We start from the raw sequence: 26,092 nt of genomic DNA on the forward strand, positions 1-26,092 counted from the left end.
CGCCCTCTACAACGCCGCAGTTTACCGGGGCGCCTACTCGTCGTCCCCACCGAGGATGCTGCCCAGCAGGCCGCCGCCGGCAAAACCACCGAGAACCGAGCCCTCTTCCTTGTGGCCGCCCATCTGCGGCGCCGCCGCGAAGATGCGCGAAGCCAGGCGCGAGAAGGGCAGGCTTTGCAGCCAGACCTCGCCCGGACCGGCCAGCTTGGCCAGGAACAGGCCCTCGCCGCCGAACAGCGCCGTCTTGATCTTGCCGACGTACTGGATCTCGAAATTGACGTTGGGCGTGTAGGCCACGACGCAGCCCGTGTCCACCAGCAGCGTCTGGCCCGGCTGCAGGCTGCGGCGCACGATGGTGCCGCCGGCATGCACGAAGGCCAGGCCGTCGCCGTCGAGCTTTTCCATGATGAAGCCCTCACCGCCGAAGAAGCCGGTCGACAGCTTCTGCTGGAAGGCGATGCCCAGGGACACGCCACGCGCCGCACACAGGAAGGCGTCCTTCTGGCAGATCAGCGTGCCGCCGAGCTGCTTCAGGTCCATGGCGATGATCTTGCCCGGATAAGGCGCGGCGAAGGCGACGCGCTGCTTGCCGCTGCCGTTGTTGGTGTAGACGGTTGTGAACAGCGACTCGCCCGTCAGCAGGCGCTTGCCGGCGCCCATCAGCTTGCCGAAGAAGCCGCCCTGGCCGGCGGAGCCGTCGCCGAAGACGGCATCCATGCTGATGGCCGAGTCCATGAAGAACATCGAACCCGCCTCGCCGATGGCCGCCTCGCCGGGATCGAGTTCGATCTCGACGAACTGCATCTCGGCACCCTTGATCTCATAGTCGACAACATCCATGGCCATGTGGCTCTCCCGGGGTTCAAAAAACGGCCCGGATGATAGCCACGACTCGTGAACGCAAATTAAATTTCTGTATTGACAGAAATTTCCGCAGGAGTACTCTGCGAGCCATGGAACTTACCGACATCGCCCGCCGCTTCATCGTCCACTGGGGCGAGATGGGCTCCAACTGGGGCGTCAACCGCAGCGTCGCCCAGATCCACGCCCTGCTCTTCGTGCACGGCCAGCCCCTGCATGCCGAGGACATCGCCGACACCCTGGTGCTGGCCCGCTCCAACATCAGCAACAGCCTGAAGGAGCTGCTGAACTGGCGGCTGATCCGCGTCACCCATGTGCTGGGCGACCGGCGCGACTACTACGAGACCTCAGGCGATGTCTGGGAGCTGTTCCGCACCATCGTGCGCGAACGCAAGGAGCGCGAATTCGACCCCACGGTCGCCCTGCTGCATGAGCTGTCGCGCGATCCGGGGCTGGAGAAGGAGTCGCCCGCTCTGCAGGACCGGCTGCGCAGCACGCTGGACTTCATGCAGACCCTGGGCAGCTGGAGCGACGAGATGCTGCGACTGTCGCCCGCCACGCTGGAGAAGATCCTGCGCCTGGGCGCCCAGGTGCAGCGCTTCGTGCGGCCTGGCGACGCTGACGCGGCGCCCAGCGTCTTCCCCGTCACCCCGCCCATGCCGCCGATGGGATGACAACACCGGGCCTGCGACCAGGCCCCTTTTTTTGAGTTGCAATTTCACTTTTGACAGAAATAACAGCCATGAACGCAAATACACCTTCGGTCCACACCGTCTACTTCGACGGCGCCTGCCCGCTGTGCCGCGGCGAGATGGCCCTGCTGATGGCGCGCAATGGCGCCGGACTGCTCGAGTTCATCGACATCGCCCAGCCCGGTTTCGATCCGGCCCCGCTGGGCGCCAGCCTGGACGCCATGCTGCAACTCATGCATGTGCGCCGCCCCGACGGCGGCTGGCTCATCGGCATCCCGGCCTTCGTCGTCATCTACGAGGCCACCGGTTTCCCCAACGTCGCGCGCTGGCTGCGCAAGCCGTGGTTCGCCCGCCTCGCCGCCCGGGCCTACCCCTGGCTCGTCAAGCACCGCTACCAGATGCCTCACACGCTGGTGCGGACCGCCTTTCGCATCCAGGAGCGCGCCTGCCCGGTCGACGGCGCCTGCCGCATCCCCTGATCAACCCAAGGAGACCCACATGTCCGCCCTGAACTTTTCCCTGACCCTGGTCATCGCCATCCTCGGTCCCATCCTCGCCATCGGCTATCTGCAGCCCATCCTGCTGGTGGTGCTGGATTCACTGTGCGTCGAGCCCCTGCCCGGCAAGGTCGGTGCGCATTTCTGGGTGCGCAGCGCCTATGTGCTGGCCGTCGCGGGGACCCTGGTGCTGGCCCTGACCTTTGGCGACTTCTACGACAGCACGCTGGCCGCCGTGCACCGCGCGCTGAGGCTGACGGCCGCGGGCTGCTTCTTCAGCATCGCCGTCATCACCCGCCGCGTCTGGGGGCCAGTGCAGGCGAGGCTGGCCAAGCCTGTGGCGCCCCTCGGCCCCGTCGCGGCTGCCGCTGCATCGAGGTGAGGCCATGAAGATCCTCGTTGTCGGCGCCGGCGGCTTTGTCGGCCGCCACGTGATGGCCGCGCTGGCTCAGTCCGGGCATGGTGCCGTGCGAGCCGATCTCCGGCCCGTGGACTGCTGGGACCGGCCCGAGGCCTGGGAGGCTCAGCTCAAGGGCGTGGACGGCGTCGTCTACACCGCGGGCTGCCTGCGCGACCAGGCTGGCGGGGTCAGCGACCTGCTGGACCTGATGCACCACCGCGCCCCCGCCGCCCTGGCCGATGCCTGCGAGGCGCGCGGCATCACGCGGCTGGTGCATGTGTCGGCCTTGTGCGGCGGCGTCAGCGCCTATGCGCGCAGCAAGCAGGCGGGCGAGATCGCGCTGGCCGGCCGCGCCTGTATCGTGCGACCCAGCCTCATCATCGGCGTCGGCGGCATCAGCAGCCGCCTGCTGGACCGGCTGAGCCGCCTGCCCTGGCTGCCCCTGCCGGCCGCCGTCGCGCGTTGCCGCGTGCAGCCCATCCGCGTCGAGGACCTGGCCGCCGGCATCGTCGCGGCGCTGGCTTCTCCGCGGGCTGCCTCGTGGACCGCCGTCGGCCCCGAGGCCGCCACGGTGGCCGAGTGGATCGCGCGCCGCCGCATCCTGCGCGGGCTGAGCCCGGCACGCCAGGTCGAGTTGCCCGACGCCCTGACCCGCGCCTCGGCCCGCCTGGGCGATCTCATCCCTCTCGGACCCTGGTGCAGCACGGCGCTGGATCTGCTGGCCCACGACAGTGCGGAGGCGGTGCAGGCCACGCCGCTGGACCGGCCGCTGCGCAGTGCCATGGAAGGGGCCTGGGCATGAGCGCCGCCCGCCTCTCGCTGGCCCGCGCATCGCTGGTCCTGCTGTGGTCGGGCACCGTGGCGGCCAGCCTGCACGACGGCGGCGCTGCAGGCATAGACCTGCTGCAGAAGGCCACCGGCATGGGCGCCGGTCTGGCACTCGCCCTGGTGCTGCTGGGCAGCGCCTGGGACGCGGCCATCGGCCTGCTGATCCTGCTGCGGCCCGGCACCCACACCTACCGCCTCGCGGCCGCCGGCGTCATCGGCATGACGCTGCTGGCCACCGCGCTGCTGCCGTCGCTCTGGCTCGACCCCTTCGGTGCCCTGCTGAAGAACCTGCCCGTGCTGGCCCTGCTTCCCCTGCTGGACCCGGAGGCCAGCCGCGCATGAACCTCTATCTGCTCGTCAAGACGCTGCACATCGTGTCCAGCGTGCTGCTCGTCGGCACCGGCTTCGGCTCGGCCTTCTATCTCTTCTTCACCAACCGCGCCCCCAGCCTCGAAGCGCGCGCCGTTGTCGCCCGCCTCGTCGTGAGGGCCGACCTGTGGTTCACGACGCCCGCCGTCATCGTCCAGCCCCTCAGCGGCCTGTGGCTGGCCCACACCGCCGGCTGGCCACTCAGCACGCCGTGGCTGCTGGCCTCTGTCCTGCTCTACGCGGTGGCCGGCGCCTGCTGGCTGCCAGTGCTGTGGCTGCAGCTGAAGATGGCCCGTGAGGTCGAGGCCGCACTGGCCAGCGGCCGAGCGCTGTCGGCCCACTACGCGCGCTGGCAACGGGCTTGGGAATCGCTGGGCTATCCGGCCTTCGTCGCCATGCTGGCCGTCTTTTTCCTGATGGTGAACAAACCCGCGCTCTGGGCCTGATGCCATGTCCACGCCCTCGCCAAAACCACACACCGTCTACTACAACAGCGCCTGCCCTGTCTGCGACGCCGGCGTGTGCGCGATGCGCGCACGCATTGCCGAGGGCGAGGTCGAATGGGTGGACGTGCATCACAACCCGGAGCGCCTCGACGCACTGGGGCTGGATCTGGAAGAGGTCCGCGAGCAGCTGCATCTCGTCGACCCCGAAGGTCGCCTGCAGATCGGCGCACCTGCGCTGCTCACCACCTGGTCACTGCAACGGCGCTGGGGCTGGCTGCTGTGGCCGCTGACATGGCCCGGCCTGCGCACCCTCACGTCGTGGGCCTATGCCGCGTTCGCGCGCCAGCTCTACCGCTGGAATCGCCGCCGGGGCCACTGGTGATCCATTCAATCAAGGAGGAAAGATGAGCAAGCACAACAACTTTGATGCCGCAGAGCTCGACAAGTTCCAGGCGCTGGCTTCGCGCTGGTGGGACCCTGAGTCGGAGTTCCGGCCTCTGCATGCGATCAACCCCCACCGGCTCGAATGGATAGATCGCCTGGCGGTCCTGGCCGGCAAGCAAGCACTGGACGTCGGCTGCGGTGGCGGGATCCTTGCAGAGGCCATGGCACACCGCGGCGCCGCGGTGCTCGGCATCGATCTCGCCGACAAGGGGCTGAAGGTGGCCACGCTTCATGCGGCCAGCAGCAAGGCGGCGGTCTCCTATCGCCATGTGGCGGCAGAGGATCTCGCCGCTGAAGCGCCGGCTGCCTTTGATGTAGTGACCTGCATGGAGATGCTGGAGCACGTACCGAATCCGGCGCAGGTCGTAGCGGCATGCGCGACGCTGTTGAAACCCGGCGGCTGGGCGTTCTTCTCGACAATCAACCGATCGCCCCTCAGCTGGCTGATCGCCGTCTTTGGCGCGGAGCGTGTGCTGAAGGTCCTGCCGCGTGGCACCCATGATTTCGCCAAGTTCATCCGGCCTGCCGAGCTGAAGGCGATGGCCGCCGCGGCGGGCCTCGTGCTTCGTGACGAAAGGGGACTTCGCTACCACCCGGTCACCAAGACCTTCAGCCTTGGAAACTGGATGGGCGTGAACTACCTGCTGGCGATGCAGAAGGTCCGGGGCGCGCTCCAGCCTTGAGACGGCGCTAGCCGCCCGCAGCGGAAGCTGGCCTCGCTGAGGGGGTGGCCGCGGCGGGCGGGGCCATGCAGGCATCCGGCTGCCCCGCCCGGTAGTCCACCAGCAGCGTCTCGGCCTGCGCCTCCTCCAAGGCCGTCAGTGGTCGATAGAAGCGGCCATAACCCCAGCCATAGCCCCAGCGGAACGACGTGGGCAGGTAAGGCGTACCGCCGGTCCGCACGCCCGTCTCCATGCCCAGCCCCAGCACCGGGTCTCCCGTGGCGGCGCGTACGCAGGCCTGGAGTTCCGCATCCGCGGCGCGCCGCGCTTCGGCGGTTCCGCCGCGCCAATAGGCCACGTCATGCACGACACAGCAGCAGCGCCAATCCTTGCCCGCGAGGACATTGCGGTCGGGAAACATGCTGCAGCCGTCGGTCGTGAACGGCTGCAGGCTGCTGGTGCTGGCACAGCCCGCGAGAGCCACGGCCAGCAACGCCGGCACCCAGCGCCTGGACCGATTGAAGAAGGGAAGAAAGTTCACCAACGAAAGCCGAAAGAAGCTCGGCGGCCATGAAGGCCGCCGAGTGAAGGGCAGGAACCCGATGGGCCTCAACCCATGTGCATGCCGCCGTTGCAGGAGAAGTCCGCGCCGGTGGAGAAGCCCGAATCGCCGCTGGCCAGCCAGGCGACGATGGAGCCGATTTCCTCGGGCGTGCCCAGGCGCTTGACGGGAATCGTCGCGACGATCTTCTCCAGCACCTCGGGCTTGATGGCGCGGACCATGTCGGTGCCGATATAGCCGGGGCTGACGGTGTTGACCGTCACGCCCTTGCTCGCCAGCTCCTGGGCCAGTGCCATGGTGAAGCCATGCATGCCGGCCTTGGCCGCCGAGTAGTTGGTCTGGCCGGCCTGGCCCTTCTCGCCGTTGACCGACGAGATCTGGATGATGCGGCCCCAGCCCTTTTCCACCATGCCCGGCACCACCTGCTTGGTGACGTTGAACATGGAGTTCAGGTTGGTGTCGATGACGGCATGCCAGTCGTCCGGCGTCATCTTCAGGAACATGCGGTCCTTGGTGATGCCGGCGTTGTTGACCAGCACGTCGATGGCGCCATGCTCGCCGATGGCCTTCTGGAAGGCCTCGACGGTCGAGCCCCAGTCGGCCACGTTGCCGACCGAAGCGTGGAAGTTGTAGCCCAGGGCCTTCTGCTCGTCCAGCCACTTCTGGTAGTCGCGGCTCGGCCCGCAACCGGCGATGACCTTGAAGCCTTCCTTGTGCAGGCGCTGGCAGATGGCGGTACCGATACCGCCCATGCCACCCGTGACGTAGGCAACTTTTTGGCTCATGGAATGTCTCCTGTTGTGGTGGGTGAGGGTATCAACGTTCGACGGTCAGGGCCACGCCCATGCCGCCGCCGATGCACAGCGACGCGATGCCCTTCTTGGCGTCGCGCTTGACCATTTCATGCAGCAGCGTGACGAGCACGCGGCAGCCGCTGGCGCCGATGGGGTGGCCCAGCGCAATCGCGCCGCCATTGACGTTGACCTTGCTGAGGTCCCAGCCCATCTCGTTGTGCACCGCACAGGCCTGGGCCGCAAAGGCTTCGTTGATTTCCAGCAGGTCCAGGTCGGCCGGCTTCCAGCCGGCGCGCTCCAGCGCCTTGCGGGCGGCTGGCACGGGGCCCATGCCCATCAGGGCCGGGTCCAGGCCGGCGCTGGCGTAGGAGGCGATGCGCGCCAGCGGCGTCAGGCCCAGGGCCGCAGCCTTGGACGCCGTCATGACGACGACACCGGCGGCACCGTCGTTCAGGCCGGAGGCATTGCCGGCGGTCACGCTGCCGGCCTTGTCGAAGGCGGGGCGCAGGCCGGCCAGGGCTTCGGCGTTGGACTTGCGGTTGATGAACTCGTCGGCGGCGAACACGATGGGGTCGCCCTTCTTCTGCGCAATGCTGAAGGGGACGATCTCGTCCTTAAAGCGGCCGGCGTCCTGCGCGGCAGCGGCCTTCTGCTGCGAGCCGAGCGCCAGTGCGTCCTGCTGCTCGCGCGTGATGCCGTACTTCTTGGCCACGTTCTCGGCCGTGATGCCCATGTGGTACTGGTTGTACACATCCCACAGGCCGTCGACGATCATGGTGTCGACCATCTTCCAGTCGCCCATGCGCTGGCCGTCGCGCGAGCCCGGCAGCACGTGGGGGCTGAGGCTCATGCTCTCCTGGCCGCCTGCGATGATGATGTCGCTGTCGCCGTCGCGGATGGCCTGGGCCGCCAGCATCACGGCCTTGAGGCCGGAGCCGCAGACCTTGTTGATGGTCATGGCCGGCACGGCCTGGGGCAGGCCCGACTTGATGACGGCCTGGCGGGCGGGATTCTGGCCGACGCCGGCCGTCAGCACCTGGCCGAGGATGACCTCGTTGATCTGGTCGCCGGTCAGGCCGGTGCGGCGCAGCAGGTCCTGGATGACGGCCGCACCCAGTTCGCTGGCAGGCGTCTTGGCAAGGGTGCCTCCGAACTTGCCGATCGCCGTGCGGGCGGCGGCGACGATGACGATGTCTTCTTTGCTCATGGCTTGTCTTCCTTTCAGGCCTTGACCTTGACGTACCGGCCCGGTGCCGGCTCGATGGATTTGTGTTTGCGGCTGCCCGGCGTCTTGGGGGCGGCCTTCTTGGCGCCGGCATGCGAGGCCAACCAGGCGGACCAGTCCGGCCACCAGCTGCCGGGGTGCTCGGTCGCGCTCTTGAACCAGGCGTCGGAGTCTGCCGGCAGCGCCGAACCTTTGGCGATCCAATGGCTGCGCTTGCCCTTGGCCGGCGGATTGATGACGCCGGCGATGTGACCCGAGGCTCCCATCACGAAACGCTTCTTGCCCTTCAGGAGCTGCGTGCTGCGGTAGGCGGCCTGCCAGGGCACGATGTGATCCTCGCGTGAGCCGTAGATGTAGACCGGGGCTTCGATGGCGCCCAGGTCCAGCTTCTCGCCGCACACCGTCAGCTTGCCGGGCTGCTTCAACTCGTTCTGCAGATAGGTGTGGCGCAGATACCAGCAGTACATGGGGCCCGGCAGGTTGGTGGAGTCACCGTTCCAGTACAGCAGGTCGAAGGGCGGCGGCTGCTCGCCCTTGAGGTAGTTGCCGACGACATAGTTCCAGACCAGGTCGTTGGGGCGCAGGAAGCTGAAGGTCGTGGCCAGCTCCTGGCCATGCAGCAGCTGCGGGCCTTTGGGCGACTCGGGGCCGAGGGTGGCCTCGCGCAGCCTCACCATGGCCTCGTCGACAAAGATGTCCAGGATGCCGTTGTCGGCAAAGTCCAGCAGCGTGGTCAGCAGCGTCACGCTGGCGGCCGGCTGCTCGCCGCGCGCGGCCAGCACGCCCAGGGCGGTCGCCAGGATGGTGCCGCCGACGCAGAAGCCCAGGGTGTTGATCTTGTCCTGGCCCGAAATCTCCTGCACCACGCGGATGGCTTCGATGGCGCCGTGCTCGATGTAGTCGTCCCAGGTCAGCGCCTTGACCGATTCATCCGGGTTGCGCCAGCTGACGACGAAGACACGATGGCCTTCAGAGACGGCATAGCGGATCAGCGAGTTGTCGGGCTGCAGGTCCAGGATGTAGAACTTGTTGATGCAGGGCGGCACCATCAGGAAGGGCCGCGCATGCACCTCGGCCGTCAGCGGCGTGTATTCGATGAGCTGGAACAACTCGTTCTCGAACACGACATGGCCGGCCGTCGTGGCGACGTTCTTGCCGACCTCGAAGGCGCTCTCGTCCGTCTGCGACACATGGCCGCGCTGCACGTCGCCCCACAGATGCTGCAGGCCGCGCGACAGCGTTTCACCCTTGCTGTCCAAGGCCAGCTTCTGGGCCTCAGGATTGAGCGCCAGGAAGTTGCTCGGCGAGGCCGCATCGACGAATTGCTGCACGGCGAAGCGGATGCGCGCCTTGGTCTTGTCGTCGGCCTCGACGGCCGAGGCCATCTTGCCCAGCGTCTGGCTGTTCAGCAGATAGAGCTGGGTCATGAAGTTGGCAGCCGGATTGGAGCGCCATTCGGGCGCGGCGAAGCGGCGGTCGCCGAGCGCCGGAGCCTCGCCCTGCCCCAACGACGTGTTCCACAGCGCCGTGGCCTGCTTCAGGTAATCGGCCTGCAGTTCGGCCAGCGTGGTGGGCGAGATCTGCGGCAGATGCGCCATCTGCTGCATCAGGTCCGCAAACGCGGCCTGCCCCTCCATCGCGGGCGGCGCGTCGTTCTTCTTGCGTGTGGCCATGTCTTCCTCGGAGCTCCCGCGTCAGCGGTGTTGTCTCGATCCGTTGCAATAAGCTTGCCACATCTCGCTGACTCGGCTTTTTAACCGCACGCGCTGACGTGCCAATGACATATGTATCTCGTTGCGATTGCCTGGGCCTATGTGGCGCTGCTGATGGCCGCGGCCGAAGCGCTGAGCCCCCAGGGCACGCTCTTCGGGGCCTTCGTCACGCTGATGCTTTATGGCGTCCTGCCTCTGGGCTTGTTGATGTACATCCTCGGCACGCCGGGCCGCAAGCGTCGTCGTCGCGCCGCGGAATCAACGGCTGAGGGCAATGCAGGCGGCCATGCGGCCGCGGGGCCGGCCGAGGGCCTCGCCCCGGAACGAGAAGAAGCGTGAATCATCCGTCAGCGTGCACCAGGAACCGCCGCTGATTTGGGTGACATTGACCGAGGTCAAGCGTTCGCGAGCCAGCAAGGGCAGGTCGGCACGCCAGCGAGGCTCGGGATTCGGGCGGTACAGAAACCCCGGCTGATCACGCGCCAGCGACTCACGGCCAAAGGCCTGCACGACCTCGGGCCCGACCTCGAAGGCCTCGGGGCCGATGCAGGCGCCCAGCCAGGCCTTCACCTGATGCGGTTCGCAATTGGCGGCCTTGCACAGCGCGGCCACGGTGTTCTCCAGCACCCCCGCCGCCAGGCCGCGCCAACCCGCGTGCGCGCCAGCCACACCACCAGGCGCCGTGAACAGCACGGGCAGGCAGTCGGCCACCAGGATGGCGACGGCGAGATCCGGGTCAGTGGACACGGCCGCGTCGGCCTTGGGCGCGTTGTCGTCATGCCAATCGGCTTGCAGGCGCACGACATCGGCGCCGTGGACCTGGTCCAAAAACACGGGGCGCGCACCCAGCACTTCAGCAACGCGCGCGCGGTTGGCCTTGACCTCTTCGGCGTCTCCCGCCTTGCGGCCGAGATTGATGCCGCGCGTCGTCATGAAGGCCGTCACTCCGGGCCAGTCCGGCCGCAGCCAGTTCGGGTCAAGCTGCATCAGGACAGGCGCTCGGGTGTGTGTTGGCAAAGGCCGCCAGGGCCAGGCAGGCGGCGTTGATGCGCATCACCGTCGGGTAGTCGTCCAGCGGGCATTCGAAGCGCTGGGCGTTGTAGATCTGGGGCACCAGCACGCAGTCCGCCAGGCCGGGCGTGTCGCCAAAGCAGAACTGGCCGGCTGTCGCCGCCAGGCGCTTCTCGACGATGGCCAGGCCCGTCGCTACCCAGTGGCGGTACCAGCGGTCCACCGCGGCCTGTTCCTGGCCCAATTCGTTCTTCAGATAGCGCAGCACGCGCAGGTTGTTGATGGGGTGGATGTCGCAACCGATATCCTGGGCCAGCGCCCTCACCTGCGCCCGGGCGAGCGCACCGGCAGGCAGCAGCGGCGGCTCGGGATGGGTCTCGTCGAGGTATTCGAGAATGGCCATGGACTGGCTCAGCCACTGGCCATCGTCCAGTTCCAGCGCCGGCACCAGATGGGAGGGCTGCCGCTCGGCGAAGCTGCCGCTGGACTGCTCGTTCTTGACCAGATGGATGGGGGCGTAGTCGTAGTCCAGGCCCTTGAGCGCCAGGGCGATGCGCACCCGCCAGGAGGCCGACGAACGAAAGTAGTTGTAGAGCTTCATGCCCAGGATTCTGGTCCCTTCTAAACTGGTCCGCATGCCCTTCCCCAGCCCGCTCCGTTACTGCCCGAACTGCGGCACCGCCGTGGAATACCGCATCCCCGTCGACGACAACCGCGAACGCGCGGTCTGCCCAGGCTGCGGCGCCATCCACTACCAGAACCCGCTGAACGTCGTGGGCACGCTGCCGGTCTGGGAGGAAGACGGCCGCGTGCTGCTGTGCCGCCGCGCCATCGAGCCTCGTCACGGGCTGTGGACGCTGCCGGCCGGCTTCATGGAGCTGAATGAAACGACGGCCGAGGGCGCCTGGCGCGAGACGCGCGAAGAGGCCGGCGCCGAGATCGAGATGGGACCGCTGTACACGGTGCTGAATGTCGTGCGCGTCGGCCAGATCCACCTGTTCTACCGCGCCCGATTGCTGTCGCCGCACTTCGACCCGGGGCCGGAGTCGCTGGAAGCCCGCCTGTTCAGCGAGGACGAGATTCCCTGGGATGACATCGCCTTCAAGACGACGCGCGAGACCCTGCGCAGCTTCTTCGAGGACCGCCGCCGCGACGGCGGCTTTGCGTTGCACGAGATCGACATCCCCTGATTCCGGTACCTTGATCCCGCCAGGGCGGGCGCGCATCATCGACGCCATCTCCAGCAGAGGGACGGGCCATGTCGACACGACGCGTGTGGTGCAAGGCGGGACTGGGTTGGATGGCGGGCCTGGGTTTGGTGGGCCCGGCCCAGGCGACGCCGCTGCGGGCGGTCGGCGCGCAGTTCGCGCGCATCTTCGAGGGCAGCGAGGGCCAGGCGCCCAAGGGCCTGGCCGTGGAGCTGCTGGCCATGCTGTTCGGCGACAACGTGCGCTGCGAATGGCTGCCCTGGTCGCGCGCCCAGCTGATGATCGAACAGGGCGAGGCCGACATCCTCATCGGCCCCTACCGCACGCCCGAGCGCGAAGCCCGCATGTTGTTCAGCGTGCGCTCCTTCTATTCCGACGCCATGGTCTGGTACGCCCGCCGCGGCGAGGAAGGACGCTGGACGGGCGAGGTGGCCGAACTGAGCCAGACGCCGGTAGCCGCTGTGCGTGGCTGGGCCTATGGCAGCCGTTTCGAGCGCATGAAGACAGCGATGAACCAGCTGACCTGGGTGCAGAACGTCGACGCCGGCCTGCAGATGCTGACCAAGAAGCGCGTCGACCTGTTCGCCGCCAACGACCGCAACTGCCTGCCGGTGCTGCAGAAGCTCAACCTGACCGACGCCGTGACCCGCTGCTCGCCGCCGCTGGACGTGCTGCACGGCCATATGGCGTTTGCGCGCAGCGCCTTGGGCGACGACATCGCCCGGCGCTATGACCAGGCCTTCGAGCAGTGGCTGCGCACCGGCCCGGCGGCCGAGCTCTACCGGCGCTGGGGCGTGGACCGCCCCATCACGGCGACCTAGCGACCGCCGAGGACCCGAGCCGGCAGCGTGACGATGGCGCGCAGCAGCCCGAAGGCGCCATCGACGGCGATGCCCAGCAGCCTGAAGGGCAGCGTGATCAACCAGACCAGGGGCCACAGCAGCAGCGCCAGGAGGGCCAGCGGCCAGCAGATCACGAACAGGATGCACCAGAGCAGGAAGCTGAACATCGCGACCTCCTTACTTGCCCAGACCAGGCTTCAGATACTTGTCGAGGAACTCGACCATGCGGCGGTTGGCTTCCAGCGTGTTCTTCTTCTTGGAGAAGCCGTGGCCCTCGTCGTCGAAGACCAGGTAGTCCACCGGCACGCCGTTCTTCTTGACCGCCGCGACGATGTCGTCGCTCTCGGGCTTGATGACACGCGGGTCGTTGGCGCCCTGGATGACCATCAGCGGCTTCTTGATCTCCTTGGCGTGGAAGAGCGGTGACGTGGCCATCAGGAAGTCGCGGTCCTTCACCGGGTCGCCGATCTCCTGGTAGAGGGCCAGGCGGAAGGTCTCCCAGTAGGGCGGGATGGATTCCAGCGTGCGGATCCAGTTGGCGACGCCGAAGATGTCTATGCCGACCTTGAAGGCCTCGGGGCGGAAGGCCATGGCCGACAGCACCATGTAGCCGCCATAGCTGCCGCCGACGATGCCGATGCGCTCGGGGTCGATGACGCCGGTGCCGGCCAGGAAGGTCTTGGCCTCGACGCAGTCCCACAGCGGCTCGCGGCCATGCTTGCCGTCATCAGCCGTGAAGAAGCTCTTGCCATAGCCCGAACTGCCGCGGTTGTTGATGCCCAGCACCGCATAGCCGTTGTTGACGAAGTACTGCATCAGCGCCGAATAGCCGCGCTTGGTCTGGCCGCCGGGGCCGCCATGCACCCAGACGATGGCCGGCACCTTGTTCGTCGGCGAAGCATCCTTGGGCAGCATGTAGACCGACGGGATGACCATGCCGTCAAAGCTCTTGAAGCGGGCGATGGAGGCATCCACCAGCTCATGGGGGTCGATGCCCTTGGACAGGCTCTGCGTCAGCTGTTTCGGTGCGGCGTTGGAGCCGACGTCGGCGACAAAGAGGTTGTTGGGCGAGCGGTCGCCGTTGACGTAGAAGGCCATGCGTTTGCCGCTGCGCGAGAAGGCCACGCCGCGCACCTCGCCGCCGGGCAGCTTGGGCAGGGCGATGGGTTGGCCGTCGCGATACAGGCGCAGCACGGTGCTGGCATCGGCATTGACGCCGGTGACGCGGTGGTGGCCGTCCTTGGAGAAGGCGGTGTAGTCGACGTCCCAGTCGGCCTTCTCGACCTCGCGCATCGTGCCGCCAGCGATGTCATAGGCGACGACGCGGGCGAACTCGCCGCCGTCGTTGCTCGTCATCAGCAGTTCCTTGCCGTCGGGCGTGAAGTCCTGCGGGGCGTACTGGGCGACACCCGTGTGCTTGGTGATGTGCTTGATCTCGCCGCTCTTCAGGTCGGCCAGGTGGACGTCCGAATCGGCCGTCGTGTTGACCTTGGCCAGGGCCAGCCAGCGGCCGTCGCGGCTGATGTCGGCCACCTCCCAGCCGGCCTCGTTCTTGAAGACCAGGGTGCGGGCATAGGTCTTGGCGTCGAAGCGGTAGAGGTCGAAGAAGCGCGGGTCGCGCTCATTGGTCGAGACGTAGAAGGCGCTGTCGTCGCCGCTCCAGCCCCTGAACTGCGCCTTGAGCTTGTCGCCCGGCGTCAGGTCCTTCTCGCTGCCGTCGAGCTCACGCACATAGAGGTGGTTGAGCTCGTTGCCGGCCTGGTCGCGGGTGTAGAGGATGCGGTCGTCGCCCGGGAAGTAGCCGACGGCGTAGTGGCTGTCGGTCTTGGAGTTCGTCAGCTGCACCGGCTTGCCGCCACCGACCGGCATGGCGTAGACGTTGAAGATGCCGGTCTCGTTGCTGTGGAAGAGGATGCGGCTCTCGTCGGCCGAGAAGCTGGCGCCGCCGATGTTCACGGTGGCCATGAACTGCTCGATGGTGTAGCGCTTGGCCGGCTTGGGCGCCTTGGCGGCGGCGGCCGGCTTGTCGGCGGCGACGGCGGCTTGGGGCCCGGCGGCCAGCAGGGCCAGGGACGCGACGAGGGTCAGCAGGGGTCGGCTCAAGGAAGTCTCCGTTGAATTGAACGGGCTGACTCTAGCCAGCCGCCCCGCCCTCCCCCATCAGGGTTGTGACGAACAGGCGGATTTGCGGGACAGTCGGTTCAGATCCGTTGACGGCCTGCAACGTAGCAGGCGGCGAGGTTGCGCTCGTCGGCCAGCGTCATCCAGGCGAAGACGCGCTCGTGCAGCTCGCGGGCGACGGCGTCGCGCGCCTCGGCCACCGGGCCCTGGGCCCAGTCCCAGACGCAGATGTCGGCCATCTGCCCGACTGACAGCCCGCCGATCTCATCCCCCAGGCGCAGCGCCTCCGCCGCACCGCGCGTAGCCGCATGCAGGGCCGCCCAGGCCGTCATGCGATCGCCGCGCAGGGCCTGGATCTTGTAGGCGTCCGCCATGTTGCGCTGCAGGCTCAGCGAGGTGCCACCGCCCACATCCGAGGCCATGCTGATGTTGAACGGCGCGCCCGGCCAATCGAACAGGCCGCTGCCGAGAAAGAGATTGCTCGAGGGGCAATGCGCCACCTGGGCGCCGCGGTCGGCGATGACCACCCTGTCGTGCGGATCCAGATAGATGCCATGGGCCAGCACCGAGCGCTCGTGAACCAGGCCCACGCGCTCGTAGACGTCCAGATAGCTGCGCGCATCCGGGAAGAGCTCGGCCACCCAGGCGACCTCGGCACGGTTCTCGGCCACATGGGTCTGCATGTAGAGGCTGGCGTCGGCCCGGCACAGGGCGCCGGCCATGGCCAGCTGCTCGGGCGTGCTGGTCGGCGCAAAGCGCACCGTGACGGCATAGGCCAGGCGATCGCGGCCATGGAAACGGTCGATCAGGTCGATGCAGTCCTTCTCCGCCTGCGCCACATCGTCGCGCAGCCCGTCTGGCGCATGGCGGTCCATCAGCACCTTGCCGGTGATGAGGCGCATGCCGCGTGCCGCCGCGCTCTCGAACAGGGCTTCGGCCGACACCTTGTGCACGGTCGGGAAGACCACGGCTGAAGTCGTACCGCTGGCCAACAGGGCATCCAGGAAAACCTCGGCACCGGCGCGGCTGCGGGCGGGGTCGGCAAAAGCGCATTCGCTGGGGAAGGTGTAGCGCTTCAACCAGTCCAGCAGCTCGGTGCCATAGGAGCCGATGACCTCCAGCTGGGGGCAGTGGACATGGGTGTCGATGAAACCCGGCAGCACCAGCTGGCCGGCATGGTCCTTGCGCGCCCAGGAATCGTCCGGCGCCTCGGCCTGGCGGTCGACGATGCGACCGTCCTCGATCAGCAGCCAGTGGTCGCGGTCGAAACGCACCGCCGCCGACTCCGTGTCACCCCAACGTGGTGCAGAGGTGAAATCGAGCAGGTCGCCCCGCAGCGCCCAGCGGCCCGAAGCATTTGTGGCGAATTTTTCCTGGTTAGTAAAACTCATGTGGCAATTCTGGATCAACGGCCGACAATTCAGAGCAGCATGAATACCCGACCCATCCGTTTTTTCCATCGCGGCGGGGTTGTCGAGGTGGGAAACCTGCCCCCGACGACCACCGTGCTGCAGTACCTGCGTGAGCATGCCGCCTGCACCGGCACCAAGGAAGGCTGCGCCGAGGGCGATTGCGGCGCCTGCACCGTCATCCAGGGTGAACTGGGCGCCGACGGCCAGCTGGAGCTGCGCAACGTCAATGCCTGCACCCAGTTCCTGCCGACGCTGGACGGCCGTGCCCTGCTCACGGTCGAAGATCTGGGCGGCCCCGAGCAACTCAACCCCGCCCAGCAGGCCCTGGTGACCTGCCATGGCTCGCAATGCGGTTTCTGCACGCCCGGTTTCGTCATGAGCCTGACGGCCTGTTACGAAACCCACCAGGCCGCCGGCACCCAACCCACGCGTCAGCAACTGGCCGACGCCCTGGCCGGCAACCTCTGCCGCTGCACCGGCTACCGGCCCATCCTGGACGCCGGCGAGCAGATGTTCGACGGCCCGGCCCGATGTCTGGACAGGGCGCCGATCATGGCGGCCCTGAACGTCCTGGCCGCCGACGTGCCGCTGGACTACAGCCAAGGCGGTGCCCGCTTCCATGCGCCGCAGAGCATTCCCGACCTGGCCCTGCTGCGCGAGACCTATCCCCATGCGACGCTGCTGGCCGGCTCGACCGACGTCGGTCTGTGGGTCAACAAGCAGTTCCGCGACCTGGGCGACGTGATCTACACCGGCCGCGTCACGGCGCTGCGCGAGATTCGCCAGGAAGACGGCGGCCTGTGGATAGGCGCCGCCGCATCGCTGGAAGAAAGCTGGGCGGCCCTGACCGCCGCCGTGCCGCGCCTGCGCGAGCTGTGGCTGCGCTTTGCGTCGCCGCCGGTGCGCCATGCCGGCACCCTGGGCGGCAATATCGCCAACGGCTCGCCCATCGGCGACGGTGCGCCGGCCCTGATTGCCCTGGGCGCCGACATCCTCCTGCGCCGCGGCGCCACGCAGCGCCGCCTCAAGCTGCAGGACTTCTATCTCGACTACATGAAGAAGGACCTGCAGCCCGGCGAGTTCGTCGAGGCCATGCACGTCCCCCTGCCCTCGGCCGACTGGCGATTCAGCGCGCACAAGATAGCCAAGCGGCATGACAGCGACATCTCGGCCGTCTGCGCCGTGCTGGGTCTGAGGCTGGATGCCGGCGTTGTGCAGGAGGCGCGCTTTGCCTTCGGCGGCATGGCGGCCATCGTCAAGCGCGCTGCCGCGGCGGAAGCCGCCGTCGTCGGCCAGCCCTGGACCGAAGCCGCCGCCAAGGCCGCCGCCGCTGCGCTGGCCCAGGACTTCAAGCCCATGACCGATATGCGGGCCTCGGCCGACTACCGGCTCAAGGTCGCGCAGAACCTGTTCACCAAGCTGTGGCTGGAAACGACCGGCGCGGTGCCCATCGGCATCTGGCCCTCCATGCAGGAGGTGGCGGCATGAACAAGCCCGAAGCCCTTCCCGTCGCCCAACCCGTCGTCGGCAAATCGACGGCGCACGAGTCGGCCCATCTGCACGTCAGCGGCGCCGCGCCCTACACGGACGACCTGCCCGAGCCTGCCGGCACCCTGCATGCGGCCCTGGGCCTGTCGCCCATCGCCCACGGCAAGCTGGTCAGCGTCGACCTCGACCTGATCCGCCGCCAGCCCGGCGTCGTCGCGGTGCTGAGCGCCGCCGACATCCCGGCCGAGAACAACTGCGGCCCGCTGCTGCACGACGACCCCATCCTGGCCGCGGATGAGCTGCGCTACGTCGGCCAGCCGGTGTTCGCCGTCATCGCGACCAACCGCGAACTCGCCCGCCGCGCCGCCGGCCTGGCCAAGAAGGTCATCCAGGCCGAGCCACTGACGCCGGTGCTGACGGCCCTCGATGCGCATGCCAAGGGCCAGTACGTGCTGCCACCCATGCACCTGACGCGCGGCGAGCCCGACCAGCATCTGCCGACAGCCCCGCATCGCCTGCAGGGCACATGGAGCCTGGGCGGCCAGGAACAGTTCTACCTGGAAGGCCAGATCAGCCTGGCTGTGCCGCAGGAAGGCGGCGAAGGCCTGCTGGTGCATTGCTCGACCCAGCACCCCAGCGAGATGCAGCAGCTGGTCGCCCATTGCCTGGGCTGGCATGCGCACCGCGTGGCCGTGCAATGCCGGCGCATGGGCGGCGGCTTTGGCGGCAAGGAGAGCCAGTCGGCGCTGTTCGCCTGCGTGGCGGCAATAGCCGCGCTGAAGCTGAAGAAGCCGGTCAAGCTGCGTGTCGACCGCGACGACGACTTCCTCGTCACCGGCCGGCGTCACGGCTTCGACTACCGCTGGGATGTCGGCTTCGACGCGGAAGGCCGCATCCTGGCCGCCGAGATCGACCTGATCTCCAACGCCGGCCACAGCGCCGACCTGTCTGCGCCCGTCATGGCCCGGGCGCTCTGCCATTTCGACAATGCCTACTGGCTGCCGCACATCGCCATGCATGGCTACTGCGCAAGGACCAACACGCAGAGCAACACCGCCTTCCGCGGCTTTGGCGGCCCGCAGGGCGCCATCGCCATCGAGATGATCCTGGACGGCATCGCCCGCCAGCTCGGCCTCGACGCGGCCGTGGTGCGCCAGCGCAACTTCTACGCCGCCGGCAGCGACATGACGCCCTATGGCCAGCAGGTCGAGGAGCTGCACGCCCAGCCGTTGACGGCCCAGCTGCTGGCCAGCAGCCGCTATGACGAGCGCCGCGCCGAGATCGCCGCCTTCAACGCCGCCAGCCCGGTGCTGAAAAAGGGCCTGGCCTTCACGCCGGTCAAGTTCGGCATCTCCTTCAACGTCGCCCACCTGAACCAGGCCGGCGCCCTGGTGCATGTCTACGTCGACGGCTCGGTGCTGGTGAATCACGGCGGCACCGAGATGGGCCAGGGCCTGAACACCAAGGTCGCCCAGGTCGTCGCGCATGAGCTGGGCCTGCCTTTGAGCAGCGTGCGCTGCTCGGCCACCGACACCAGCAAGGTCGCCAACACCTCGGCCACTGCAGCCTCCACCGGCAGCGACCTGAACGGCAAGGCTGCGCAGGATGCGGCGCGCAAGATCAAGGCGCGCCTCGCCACCTTCGCGGCCGAACGCTTCGGCTGTGCGGCCGAGCTGGTCGCCTTCGAAGGCGGCCAGGTCAGCGGCGGCGGGCAGAGCATCGCTTTCGAAGAACTGGTTGCCGCGGCCTACCTGAAGCGCATCCAGCTCTGGAGCGATGGCTTCTACGCCACGCCCGGCCTGCACTGGGACCGCGCCAGGCTGCAGGGCCATCCCTTCTACTACTACGCCTGGGGCGGCGCAGTGTGTGAGGCCCTCGTCGACACGCTGACCGGCGAGAGCCGCATCACCCATGCCGACATCCTGCACGACGTGGGCCAGAGCCTGAACCCGGCCATCGACATCGGCCAGATCGAGGGCGGCTTCATCCAGGGCATGGGCTGGCTGACGATGGAGGAACTGGTCTGGCATCCGGTCACCGGCTTGCTGACGACCCACGCGCCCAGCACCTACAAGATCCCGACGGCCAACGACTGCCCGCCGGCCTTCCGCACCGAGCTGTTCGGCATTGCCAATGCCAGCGAGACCATCCACCGCAGCAAGGCTGTGGGCGAACCGCCGCTGCTGCTGGGTTTCGCGGCCCTGCTGGCGATCAAGGATGCCTGCGCGGCCTGCGGGCCGGAGCACTGCGACCCGCCGTTGCGCGCACCCGCCACGGCCGAGGCGGTGCTGAGCGCCATCGACGCCATTCGATGAGGCTGGCCGCCCTCGCCTTGCTGCTGGCCCTGGCCGGCTGCGCCAGCCAGCCTCAAGCACCGCAGATCATCCCCGTAGAAGCCTGGGGAGGCAGCCCGCCGACGGCGCGTGAAGAACCGCAGAGCATCAGCCGCATCACCCTCCACCACCAGGGCGAGATCTGGAAGGAAGGCGCCGACCCCGAGGCCTATCTGCGCCGGCTGCAGCAGTGGTCGCGCCTGACCAAGCACTGGGCCGACATCCCTTATCACTACGTCATCGCGCCCGACGGCCGCATCTACGCGGCGCGGCCGCTGAGCCAGGCCGGCGACACCAACACCGAGTACGACCCACGCGGCCATGCGCTGATCATGCTGGTGGGCAATTTCGAGGAGCAGCAGCCGACGCCGGCCCAGCTCAAGGCTGCGGTCGAGCTGACCGCCTGGCTGGCGCGCGAGCACCATCTGGGCCTGGACGCCATCGCCAGCCACAAGGACTACAGCCGCCAGACCGTCTGTCCGGGCAAGAATCTGTATGCCTATCTCGAGTCCGGCTGGTTCCAGGCCGAGGTCGGCAAGCGACTCAACTCCACACCCCGTTGATGAAGAAACTGCTGATCCTGTGGGCCGCCGCGCTGCTGGCCGGCCCTGCCCTTGCCGCGGGTGAGGACCCGTTGACCGTGAAGCTGCAGGCCGACGACGCGCGCCGCTTTGCCAAGGCCTTCGAGGCCGGCCGCACCAGCGCCGCCGAACTGCAGGCCGACTACCTGACGGGCGCCGGCCGCGGCGTCGAGATCTTCACGCCCGGGCGCATCCGCAATGCCGATGTGCTGGCAGCCTCGGTCGCCAAGCGTTCGGCCGACTATGCGCATGCCATCCGCACCTGCCTGCCGCTGATGGACGGCCTCAACGAAGAGCTGCGCGCCACCTATCTGGCCTACCGCGGCCTGCTGCCCGAGCTGCCCCTGCCCGCCGTCCACATCGTCTTCGGCGCCGGCAACAGCGGCGGCACGGCGGCGCCCGATGCCCAGGTCATCGGCCTGGAGGTGATGTGCCGGGTCGGCATCAGCGCGGAAGACTTCCGCACCACCATGCGCGGCATGTTCGCCCACGAGACGGCCCACACCTGGCAGAAGCAGCCCGAGGCCGAGCCCAAGGACGTGCTGCTCTACGCAGCCCTGGCCGAGGGCGTGCCCGACCTGCTGGCCCGCCTGGTGGCGGGCCGCCAGCCCAGTCCCGAACGTGAGGCCTGGGGTCGCGGGCACGAGGCCGAGATCTGGCGCCGCTTCGAGGCCGACCGCGCCCTGGTGCTGAAGGGCGATCAACCGGCCAAGGACGAGGCCGCCCGGCGCTGGTTCGCCAACTACGGCAACAAGTTCCCGACCCTGCCCGAGGGCTGGCCCAGCGAATTGGGCTACTGGGTGGGCATGAACATCGCGCAGGCCTATCTGGACAAGGCACAAGACCGCCGCGCCGCCCTGCGTGAACTGCTGGAGAACCGCGACCCCGCGGCCATCCTGAAGGCCAGCGGCTACGCGCCGCGCTAGGGCCTGATCAGGCTCGCGTCTTTTGCGTCGCGGCAACGACGGCCTGGGTGCGCGAGGCGACGCCCAGGGCCTTGAGCACGGCGGCCACATGGTCCTTGACGGTGTCGACGCTGACGCCCAGTTCGCGGGCGATCAGCTTGTTGGACAGGCCCTGCGTCAGCAGATGCAGCACATGCTTCTGGCGCGGCGTCAGCGGCAGCTCGGCCCATTCCGGTCGCGGTGCGGCCGCGGATGCCGGCGTGGGCGTGTCGTCGACGCGTGGCTTCAGCGGCGGCACATAGGTCCCGCCGGCCAGCACCAGATGCAGTGCCTGCACCAGGGTGTTGAGGTCGCTGCGCTCGGGCACATAGCCCATGGCACCGGCACCGAGAGCCTGCAGGGCCTCCTCGGTGTCGTCGCTGCCCGAGATGACCACCACGGGCAACAGCAGATGCTCTTGATGGATCTGTTGCAGCAGCTCGAAGCCGCCCTCGAGATGCAGGTCCAGCAGCACGAGGCGAGGGATGTCCTGGCTCAGCGCCGTGCGCGCCGCGGCGACGCTGTCGACCCCCTGGACCTGAGCGCCGGCGAAATGCTGCTCGATCAGGCCGGTGAGCGCCGCGCGCACCATCGGAAAAGCATCGACCAGCAAAACCTTCATCACCCCTCCTCGTTGAACGGCGGCATGATATTCAACGCAGAGCCGCCGCCAGCAAAGGTTTTGCCCAGGCGGGTACGCTGCGCAACGGCGCGTGAGCAATGACACGGCCGCGAAGCATCTGCAAAAGCAGCACCGGCTGGGGCCGCCGGCCGGCGCGCGGGTCGGCCTCGAAGCTGTTGTCGTAGACGCGCAGGCTGGCCAGATGCGGCATCAGCTTGACCAGGTTGCTGCGGCTGGCGTCAAAACGCTCGCGCACCTTGGTCTCGGGAATGTCGTGGCCCCCTGCCGCCACACGGGCCTGGATGCGGCGCAGATGCAGCTCGGGCGTGGCCAGGCCCGCATACCAGAGGTGCACTTCGGCACCCGCGCGCGCGCCCTCCAGCAGCAGCCTGGCGATGCTGTTGCCGCCCAGCGTCGTCTCGAAGGCATAGGTGAGGCCCTCGGCCAGCGCCTTTTCCAGGCCATGGCGACCCAGGGTCCAGGCCAAGCCGTTCGCCTGCTCCGCGGACAGGCCCGGCTGCTGCTCACGCAAGCGCGTGGCCACGACATCGGGGTTGAAGAACTCGGCGCCACTGGCCTGGATGGCCGCGCCGCCGATGGAACTCTTGCCGGCGCCATTGACGCCGGCCAGCACGTACAGGCTTGCCGGCAACTCAGCAGTCCATCCTGACGAATGGCATCGGGCCGAGCGCCGGGCCGCTCCCTGCCCGGCCCGTCAGACGATGTGCTTGCCGGTCAATCCGGCAAGCATCGTCGTCCCCCCGGGGGACCGGCCAGGTTGGCCGGCGTTCAGCGAGGCCAAGCTGGACGAGGGGTCGTCTCATTCAGGCGGCCTTGCGGACGGGTTTGCGAGGTTTGGCCGCCTTCACGGCGTTGGCGCCGAGGCCTTCGGGCGTCAGGGCGAAGGCATCGGCCAGCGCATCGCCCTGGTCCTGCATGCGTGCCAGCATCGCGTCGAACTCGCCGCCCAGGGTGCCCAGGTCGGGCTCGGCGGCGCGCTGCAGTTCGCGGTAGCGCTCGACGGACATCAGCACGAAGGCCGGCTGATCATGCTTGGTGATCAGCACGGCGCCATGGGCGGCCACCGTGCGTCCAACCTTCTGGATGCCCGCCACCAGCTGGGTGGCGGAGACGCTGGGCAATTGATCGGCCAGGGTGGGTTCGAGGACGGCAGACATGGGGGCTCCCATTGGGATTTCCGCTATTTTCCCTAATTTGTGGATTTTAGGAAATCCAGGGTTTTTCAGTGCGCTTCTTCCCAGTTGCTGCCCACGCCCACCTCGGCCAGCAGCGGCACCTTGAATTCGGCCACGCCGGCCATCAGGCGCGGCACCTCGGTGCGCATCCAGTCCAGTTCGGCTTCGGGCACTTCGAACACCAGTTCATCGTGCACCTGCATGACGATCTTGGATTGCTTGCCGGCGCGGTCCAGCTCGGCCTGCACGGCCAGCATGGCCAGCTTGATGAGGTCGGCCGCCGTGCCCTGCATGGGCGCATTGATGGCCTGGCGCTCGGCGCCGGCGCGGCGCGGGCCGTTGCCGCCGCGGATCTCGGGCAGATAGATGCGCCGGCCGAACAGCGTCGACACATAGCCCAGTTCCGCCGCGCTCGCCTTGGTCTCGTCCATGTACTTCTTGACGCCGGCAAAGCGCGTGAAATAGCGCTCGATGTAGTCCTTGGCCGCCTTCTGCTCGATGCCCAGGGCCGAGGCCAGGCCGAAGGCGCCCATGCCGTAGATGAGGCCGAAGTTGATGGTCTTGGCATAGCGGCGCTGCTCGCTGGACACCTCGTCCAGCGCGACGCCAAACACCTCGCTGGCCGTCGCCTTGTGCACGTCCTGGCCTTCCTGGAAGGCGCGCAGCAGGCCCGGGTCCTCGCTGATGTGGGCCATGATGCGCAGCTCGATCTGCGAGTAGTCGGCGCTGACGATCCTGAAGCCCTCGGGCGCAATGAAGGCCTCGCGCACCTTGCGGCCCTCCGCCGTGCGGATGGGGATGTTCTGCAGATTGGGCTCGTTGCTGGACAGGCGCCCCGTCACCGCCACCGCCTGGGCGTAGTTGGTGTGCACGCGGCCGGTGTGGGCGTTGATCTGCAGCGGCAGCTTGTCGGTGTAGGTGCTCTTCAGCTTGGACAGGCCGCGGTATTCCAGGATCTTGGCCGGCAGCGGGAAGTCGGCCGCCAGCTCGGTCAGCACCTCTTCGTCGGTGGACGGCGCGCCGGTGGCCGTCTTCTTGATGACGGGCAGGCCCAGCTTGGTGAACAGGATGTCGCCGATCTGCTTGGGCGACCCGATGTTGAAGGGCTGGCCGGCGATCTCGTAGCACTGCTGCTCCAGCAGCACCAGGCGCTGGCCGATCTCGTGGCTTTGCAGCTTGAGGCGCTCCGAGTCGATCAGCACGCCGTTGCGCTCGATGCGGGCCAGCAGGTCGGCCGACGGCATCTCGATGTCGCGGTAGATGCGCGTCAGGCCGGCATCGGCCTCGATCTGCGGCAGCAGCACGCTGTTCAGGTGCAGGCACATCTCGGAGTCTTCGCCCGAGTAGGTCGTCGCCTTGGCCACGTCGACCTGGGCAAACGGAATCTGGTGGGCGCCCTTGCCGCACAGGTCCTCGTAGCTCAGGCCCTTGCGGCCCAGGTGACGCTCGGCCAGCGCTTCCAGGTTATGGGTCTTGTGGGCTTCGAGCACATAGCTTTGCAGCAGGGTGTCGTGCTGCACGCCGGCCAGGTGGATGCCGTGGTTGAGCAGCACATGGCGGTCGTACTTCAGGTTCTGACCGATCTTCTTGGCCGACTCATCCTCCAGCCAGGGCTTCAGCCTGGCCAGCACCTCGTCGAAAGGCAACTGCTCGGGCGCGTCCGGGCCACTGTGGTGCAGTGGAATGTAGGCCGCCTCGCCAGGCTTGTCGGCGAAGGAGATGCCGACGATATGGGCGGCCATCGGGTCCAGGGAATCGGTCTCGGTGTCCAGGGCGCACAGGGGTGCGGCGCGCAGGCGGGCAATCCAGGCGTCGAGCTGGTCGAACGTCAGGATGGTGTCGTACTGGCGAGCAAGGTCAGCCGCGCCGGCCGGCGGCTCGGGCTCGTCGAACAGCCCCGGGTTGGCGACCGGGGCCGCCTTGGGCTTGACGGGCACGGCTTCACCGGTCAATTCCTCCAGCCAGGCCTTGAAGCCGTTGCGCTTGTAGAACTCGGCCAGCGGCGCCTTGTCGGGCTCGCGGAAAGCCAGCTCGTCGAGCGTGGGCCAGCCGGCCACATGCTCGGCCAGCTCGCAGTCCACCTTCACCGTGACCAGCTTGCGGCCCATGGGCAGCCAGTCCAGGGCTGCGCGCAGGTTCTCGCCCGCCTTGCCCTTGACGGTGGGCGCGGCGGCGATGACGCCGTCCAGCGAACCATATTCGGCAATCCACTTCGCCGCCGTCTTCGGGCCGACGCCGGTCACGCCCGGCACGTTGTCCACGGTGTCGCCCATCAGCGTCAGGTAATCGATGATGCGGTTGGGCGGCACGCCGAACTTCTCGAACACGCCGGCTTCATCCAGGCGCTCGTTGCTCATGGTGTTGATGAGCTCGACATCGGGGTTGACGAGCTGGGACAGGTCCTTGTCGCCGGTGGACACGATGACCCGGTGGCCCGCGTTGGCGGCCACGCAGCACAGCGTGCCGATGACGTCGTCCGCCTCGACGCCCGGCACCGTCAGCGTGGGCCAGCCCAGCAGCTTGACGACCTCGTGGATGGGTTCGATCTGGGCGCGCAGCTCCGGCGGCATGGGCGCGCGCTGGGCCTTGTATTCGGGGTACCACTCGTCGCGGAAGGTCGGGCCCGAGGCGTCGAACACGCAGACTGCGTGGGCCGCGCCGACGTCGCTCTGCAGCTTCTTCAGCATGGCCACCATGCCGCGCACCGCCCCGGTGGGCTGGCCTTCGGGGCCGCGCAGGTCGGGCATGGCGTGGAAGGCACGGTAGAGGTAGCTGGAGCCGTCGACCAGCAGCAGGATGGGTTTACTCATGGCGACGGATTGTCCGGTAGCCGGCCACCTAG

At 68.0% G+C, this 26,092-nt stretch carries 28 protein-coding genes; 14 read left to right on the top strand and 14 right to left on the bottom strand.

Annotated elements, in window-relative coordinates:
- Positions 1-33 precede the first annotated feature (33 nt).
- Entirely contained in the window at positions 34-846 is an 813-nt protein-coding gene (locus ACS5PN_RS09020; protein ID WP_439463579.1) for a TIGR00266 family protein, read from the bottom strand.
- 107 nt (positions 847-953) lie between these two features.
- Between ACS5PN_RS09020 and ACS5PN_RS09025 the strand changes: the two genes are divergently transcribed.
- From ACS5PN_RS09025 to ubiG, 8 genes are all read left to right on the top strand, one after another.
- Entirely contained in the window at positions 954-1,535 is a 582-nt protein-coding gene (locus ACS5PN_RS09025; protein WP_439463580.1) for a GbsR/MarR family transcriptional regulator, read from the top strand.
- A gap of 68 nt (positions 1,536-1,603) precedes the next feature.
- The gene (locus tag ACS5PN_RS09030; protein WP_439463581.1) at positions 1,604-2,032 is read left to right on the top strand and encodes a thiol-disulfide oxidoreductase DCC family protein; all 429 of its coding nucleotides are present in this window, start codon (positions 1,604-1,606) and stop codon (positions 2,030-2,032) included.
- A 19-nt stretch (positions 2,033-2,051) separates the two neighbouring features.
- Positions 2,052-2,432 (top strand): hypothetical protein, encoded by a 381-nt coding sequence (locus tag ACS5PN_RS09035; protein WP_439463582.1) that lies wholly within the window; start codon positions 2,052-2,054, stop codon positions 2,430-2,432.
- 4 nt (positions 2,433-2,436) lie between these two features.
- A complete protein-coding gene (locus ACS5PN_RS09040; RefSeq protein WP_439463583.1) occupies positions 2,437-3,252 on the top strand; it encodes a sugar nucleotide-binding protein in 816 nt (271 codons plus the stop codon).
- Positions 3,249-3,620, top strand: coding sequence for a DoxX-like family protein (locus ACS5PN_RS09045; protein WP_439463584.1), 372 nt, complete (start codon positions 3,249-3,251; stop codon positions 3,618-3,620). The genes ACS5PN_RS09040 and ACS5PN_RS09045 overlap by 4 nt, the downstream gene beginning before the upstream one ends.
- Positions 3,617-4,093 carry a DUF2269 family protein gene (locus ACS5PN_RS09050; protein ID WP_439463585.1) on the top strand — a complete coding sequence of 159 codons (477 nt, stop codon included), beginning with the start codon at positions 3,617-3,619 and terminating at the stop codon, positions 4,091-4,093. The genes ACS5PN_RS09045 and ACS5PN_RS09050 overlap by 4 nt, the downstream gene beginning before the upstream one ends.
- 4 nt (positions 4,094-4,097) lie before the next feature.
- Complete coding sequence (locus ACS5PN_RS09055) at positions 4,098-4,475, top strand: thiol-disulfide oxidoreductase DCC family protein (RefSeq protein ID WP_439463586.1); 378 nt, start codon at positions 4,098-4,100, stop codon at positions 4,473-4,475.
- Between the two features lie 22 nt (positions 4,476-4,497).
- Positions 4,498-5,220 (top strand): bifunctional 2-polyprenyl-6-hydroxyphenol methylase/3-demethylubiquinol 3-O-methyltransferase UbiG, encoded by a 723-nt coding sequence (gene ubiG, locus ACS5PN_RS09060; RefSeq protein ID WP_439463587.1) that lies wholly within the window; start codon positions 4,498-4,500, stop codon positions 5,218-5,220.
- Positions 5,221-5,227: 7 nt separating this feature from the next.
- On the opposite strand, the gene ACS5PN_RS09065 is transcribed toward ubiG, so the two are convergent.
- The 6 genes from ACS5PN_RS09065 to maiA all read right to left on the bottom strand — a co-directional run bounded on the left by ACS5PN_RS09065 (position 5,228) and on the right by maiA (position 11,104).
- Positions 5,228-5,740: a hypothetical protein gene (locus ACS5PN_RS09065; RefSeq protein ID WP_439463588.1), complete on the bottom strand. Its 513-nt coding sequence runs from the start codon at positions 5,738-5,740 to the stop codon at positions 5,228-5,230.
- Between the two features lie 68 nt (positions 5,741-5,808).
- On the bottom strand, positions 5,809-6,546 hold the full coding sequence (gene phbB, locus ACS5PN_RS09070; RefSeq protein WP_439463589.1) for an acetoacetyl-CoA reductase: 738 nt from the start codon (positions 6,544-6,546) through the stop codon (positions 5,809-5,811).
- A 31-nt stretch (positions 6,547-6,577) separates the two neighbouring features.
- Positions 6,578-7,762, bottom strand: a complete 1,185-nt coding sequence (locus ACS5PN_RS09075) for an acetyl-CoA C-acetyltransferase (protein ID WP_439463590.1) — start codon at positions 7,760-7,762, stop codon at positions 6,578-6,580.
- Positions 7,763-7,776: 14 nt separating this feature from the next.
- Positions 7,777-9,453, bottom strand: coding sequence for a class I poly(R)-hydroxyalkanoic acid synthase (phaC, locus tag ACS5PN_RS09080; RefSeq protein WP_439463591.1), 1,677 nt, complete (start codon positions 9,451-9,453; stop codon positions 7,777-7,779).
- Between the two features lie 297 nt (positions 9,454-9,750).
- Positions 9,751-10,479 carry a peptidoglycan editing factor PgeF gene (pgeF, locus tag ACS5PN_RS09085; protein WP_439463592.1) on the bottom strand — a complete coding sequence of 243 codons (729 nt, stop codon included), beginning with the start codon at positions 10,477-10,479 and terminating at the stop codon, positions 9,751-9,753.
- Positions 10,469-11,104 (bottom strand): maleylacetoacetate isomerase, encoded by a 636-nt coding sequence (gene maiA, locus ACS5PN_RS09090; protein ID WP_439463593.1) that lies wholly within the window; start codon positions 11,102-11,104, stop codon positions 10,469-10,471. The genes pgeF and maiA overlap by 11 nt, the downstream gene beginning before the upstream one ends.
- 34 nt (positions 11,105-11,138) lie before the next feature.
- Between maiA and ACS5PN_RS09095 the strand changes: the two genes are divergently transcribed.
- Complete coding sequence (locus ACS5PN_RS09095; RefSeq protein WP_439463594.1) at positions 11,139-11,693, top strand: NUDIX hydrolase; 555 nt, start codon at positions 11,139-11,141, stop codon at positions 11,691-11,693.
- Positions 11,694-11,761: 68 nt separating this feature from the next.
- Entirely contained in the window at positions 11,762-12,532 is a 771-nt protein-coding gene (locus ACS5PN_RS09100; RefSeq protein ID WP_439463595.1) for a substrate-binding periplasmic protein, read from the top strand.
- Here the strand turns inward: ACS5PN_RS09100 and ACS5PN_RS09105 are convergent.
- The 3 genes from ACS5PN_RS09105 to guaD form a co-directional block, all read right to left on the bottom strand.
- Positions 12,529-12,720 (bottom strand): hypothetical protein, encoded by a 192-nt coding sequence (locus ACS5PN_RS09105; protein ID WP_439463596.1) that lies wholly within the window; start codon positions 12,718-12,720, stop codon positions 12,529-12,531. The genes ACS5PN_RS09100 and ACS5PN_RS09105 overlap by 4 nt on opposite strands.
- Positions 12,721-12,730: 10 nt before the next feature.
- Positions 12,731-14,656, bottom strand: coding sequence for a S9 family peptidase (locus ACS5PN_RS09110; RefSeq protein ID WP_439463597.1), 1,926 nt, complete (start codon positions 14,654-14,656; stop codon positions 12,731-12,733).
- Between the two features lie 98 nt (positions 14,657-14,754).
- Positions 14,755-16,065 (bottom strand): guanine deaminase, encoded by a 1,311-nt coding sequence (guaD, locus tag ACS5PN_RS09115; RefSeq protein ID WP_439463598.1) that lies wholly within the window; start codon positions 16,063-16,065, stop codon positions 14,755-14,757.
- A 39-nt stretch (positions 16,066-16,104) separates the two neighbouring features.
- Between guaD and xdhA the strand changes: the two genes are divergently transcribed.
- From xdhA to ACS5PN_RS09135, 4 genes are read left to right on the top strand one after another with little or no spacing between them, the layout of a single operon-like run.
- Positions 16,105-17,574 (top strand): xanthine dehydrogenase small subunit, encoded by a 1,470-nt coding sequence (xdhA, locus tag ACS5PN_RS09120; RefSeq protein ID WP_439463599.1) that lies wholly within the window; start codon positions 16,105-16,107, stop codon positions 17,572-17,574.
- Positions 17,571-19,889, top strand: coding sequence for a xanthine dehydrogenase molybdopterin binding subunit (gene xdhB, locus ACS5PN_RS09125; RefSeq protein ID WP_439463600.1), 2,319 nt, complete (start codon positions 17,571-17,573; stop codon positions 19,887-19,889). Before xdhA ends, xdhB begins: the two co-directional genes overlap by 4 nt.
- Positions 19,886-20,470 (top strand): peptidoglycan recognition protein family protein, encoded by a 585-nt coding sequence (locus tag ACS5PN_RS09130; protein WP_439463601.1) that lies wholly within the window; start codon positions 19,886-19,888, stop codon positions 20,468-20,470. The genes xdhB and ACS5PN_RS09130 overlap by 4 nt, the downstream gene beginning before the upstream one ends.
- Positions 20,470-21,414 (top strand): DUF2268 domain-containing putative Zn-dependent protease, encoded by a 945-nt coding sequence (locus ACS5PN_RS09135; protein WP_439463602.1) that lies wholly within the window; start codon positions 20,470-20,472, stop codon positions 21,412-21,414. The genes ACS5PN_RS09130 and ACS5PN_RS09135 overlap by 1 nt, the downstream gene beginning before the upstream one ends.
- Positions 21,415-21,421: 7 nt before the next feature.
- Here ACS5PN_RS09135 and ACS5PN_RS09140 read toward each other — a convergent pair whose 3' ends face one another.
- The 4 genes from ACS5PN_RS09140 to polA all read right to left on the bottom strand — a co-directional run bounded on the left by ACS5PN_RS09140 (position 21,422) and on the right by polA (position 26,060).
- A complete protein-coding gene (locus ACS5PN_RS09140) occupies positions 21,422-22,054 on the bottom strand; it encodes a response regulator transcription factor (RefSeq protein WP_439463603.1) in 633 nt (210 codons plus the stop codon).
- 31 nt (positions 22,055-22,085) lie between these two features.
- Positions 22,086-22,706 (bottom strand): AAA family ATPase, encoded by a 621-nt coding sequence (locus ACS5PN_RS09145; protein WP_439463604.1) that lies wholly within the window; start codon positions 22,704-22,706, stop codon positions 22,086-22,088.
- Between the two features lie 172 nt (positions 22,707-22,878).
- Positions 22,879-23,232, bottom strand: a complete 354-nt coding sequence (locus ACS5PN_RS09150; protein ID WP_439463605.1) for a type II toxin-antitoxin system prevent-host-death family antitoxin — start codon at positions 23,230-23,232, stop codon at positions 22,879-22,881.
- Between the two features lie 65 nt (positions 23,233-23,297).
- Positions 23,298-26,060 (bottom strand): DNA polymerase I, encoded by a 2,763-nt coding sequence (polA, locus tag ACS5PN_RS09155; RefSeq protein WP_439463606.1) that lies wholly within the window; start codon positions 26,058-26,060, stop codon positions 23,298-23,300.
- Between the last annotated feature and the right edge of the window lie 32 nt (positions 26,061-26,092).

The sequence above is a fragment of the Roseateles sp. NT4 genome (assembly GCF_051857475.1).
Lineage (GTDB): Bacteria > Pseudomonadota > Gammaproteobacteria > Burkholderiales > Burkholderiaceae_C > Pelomonas.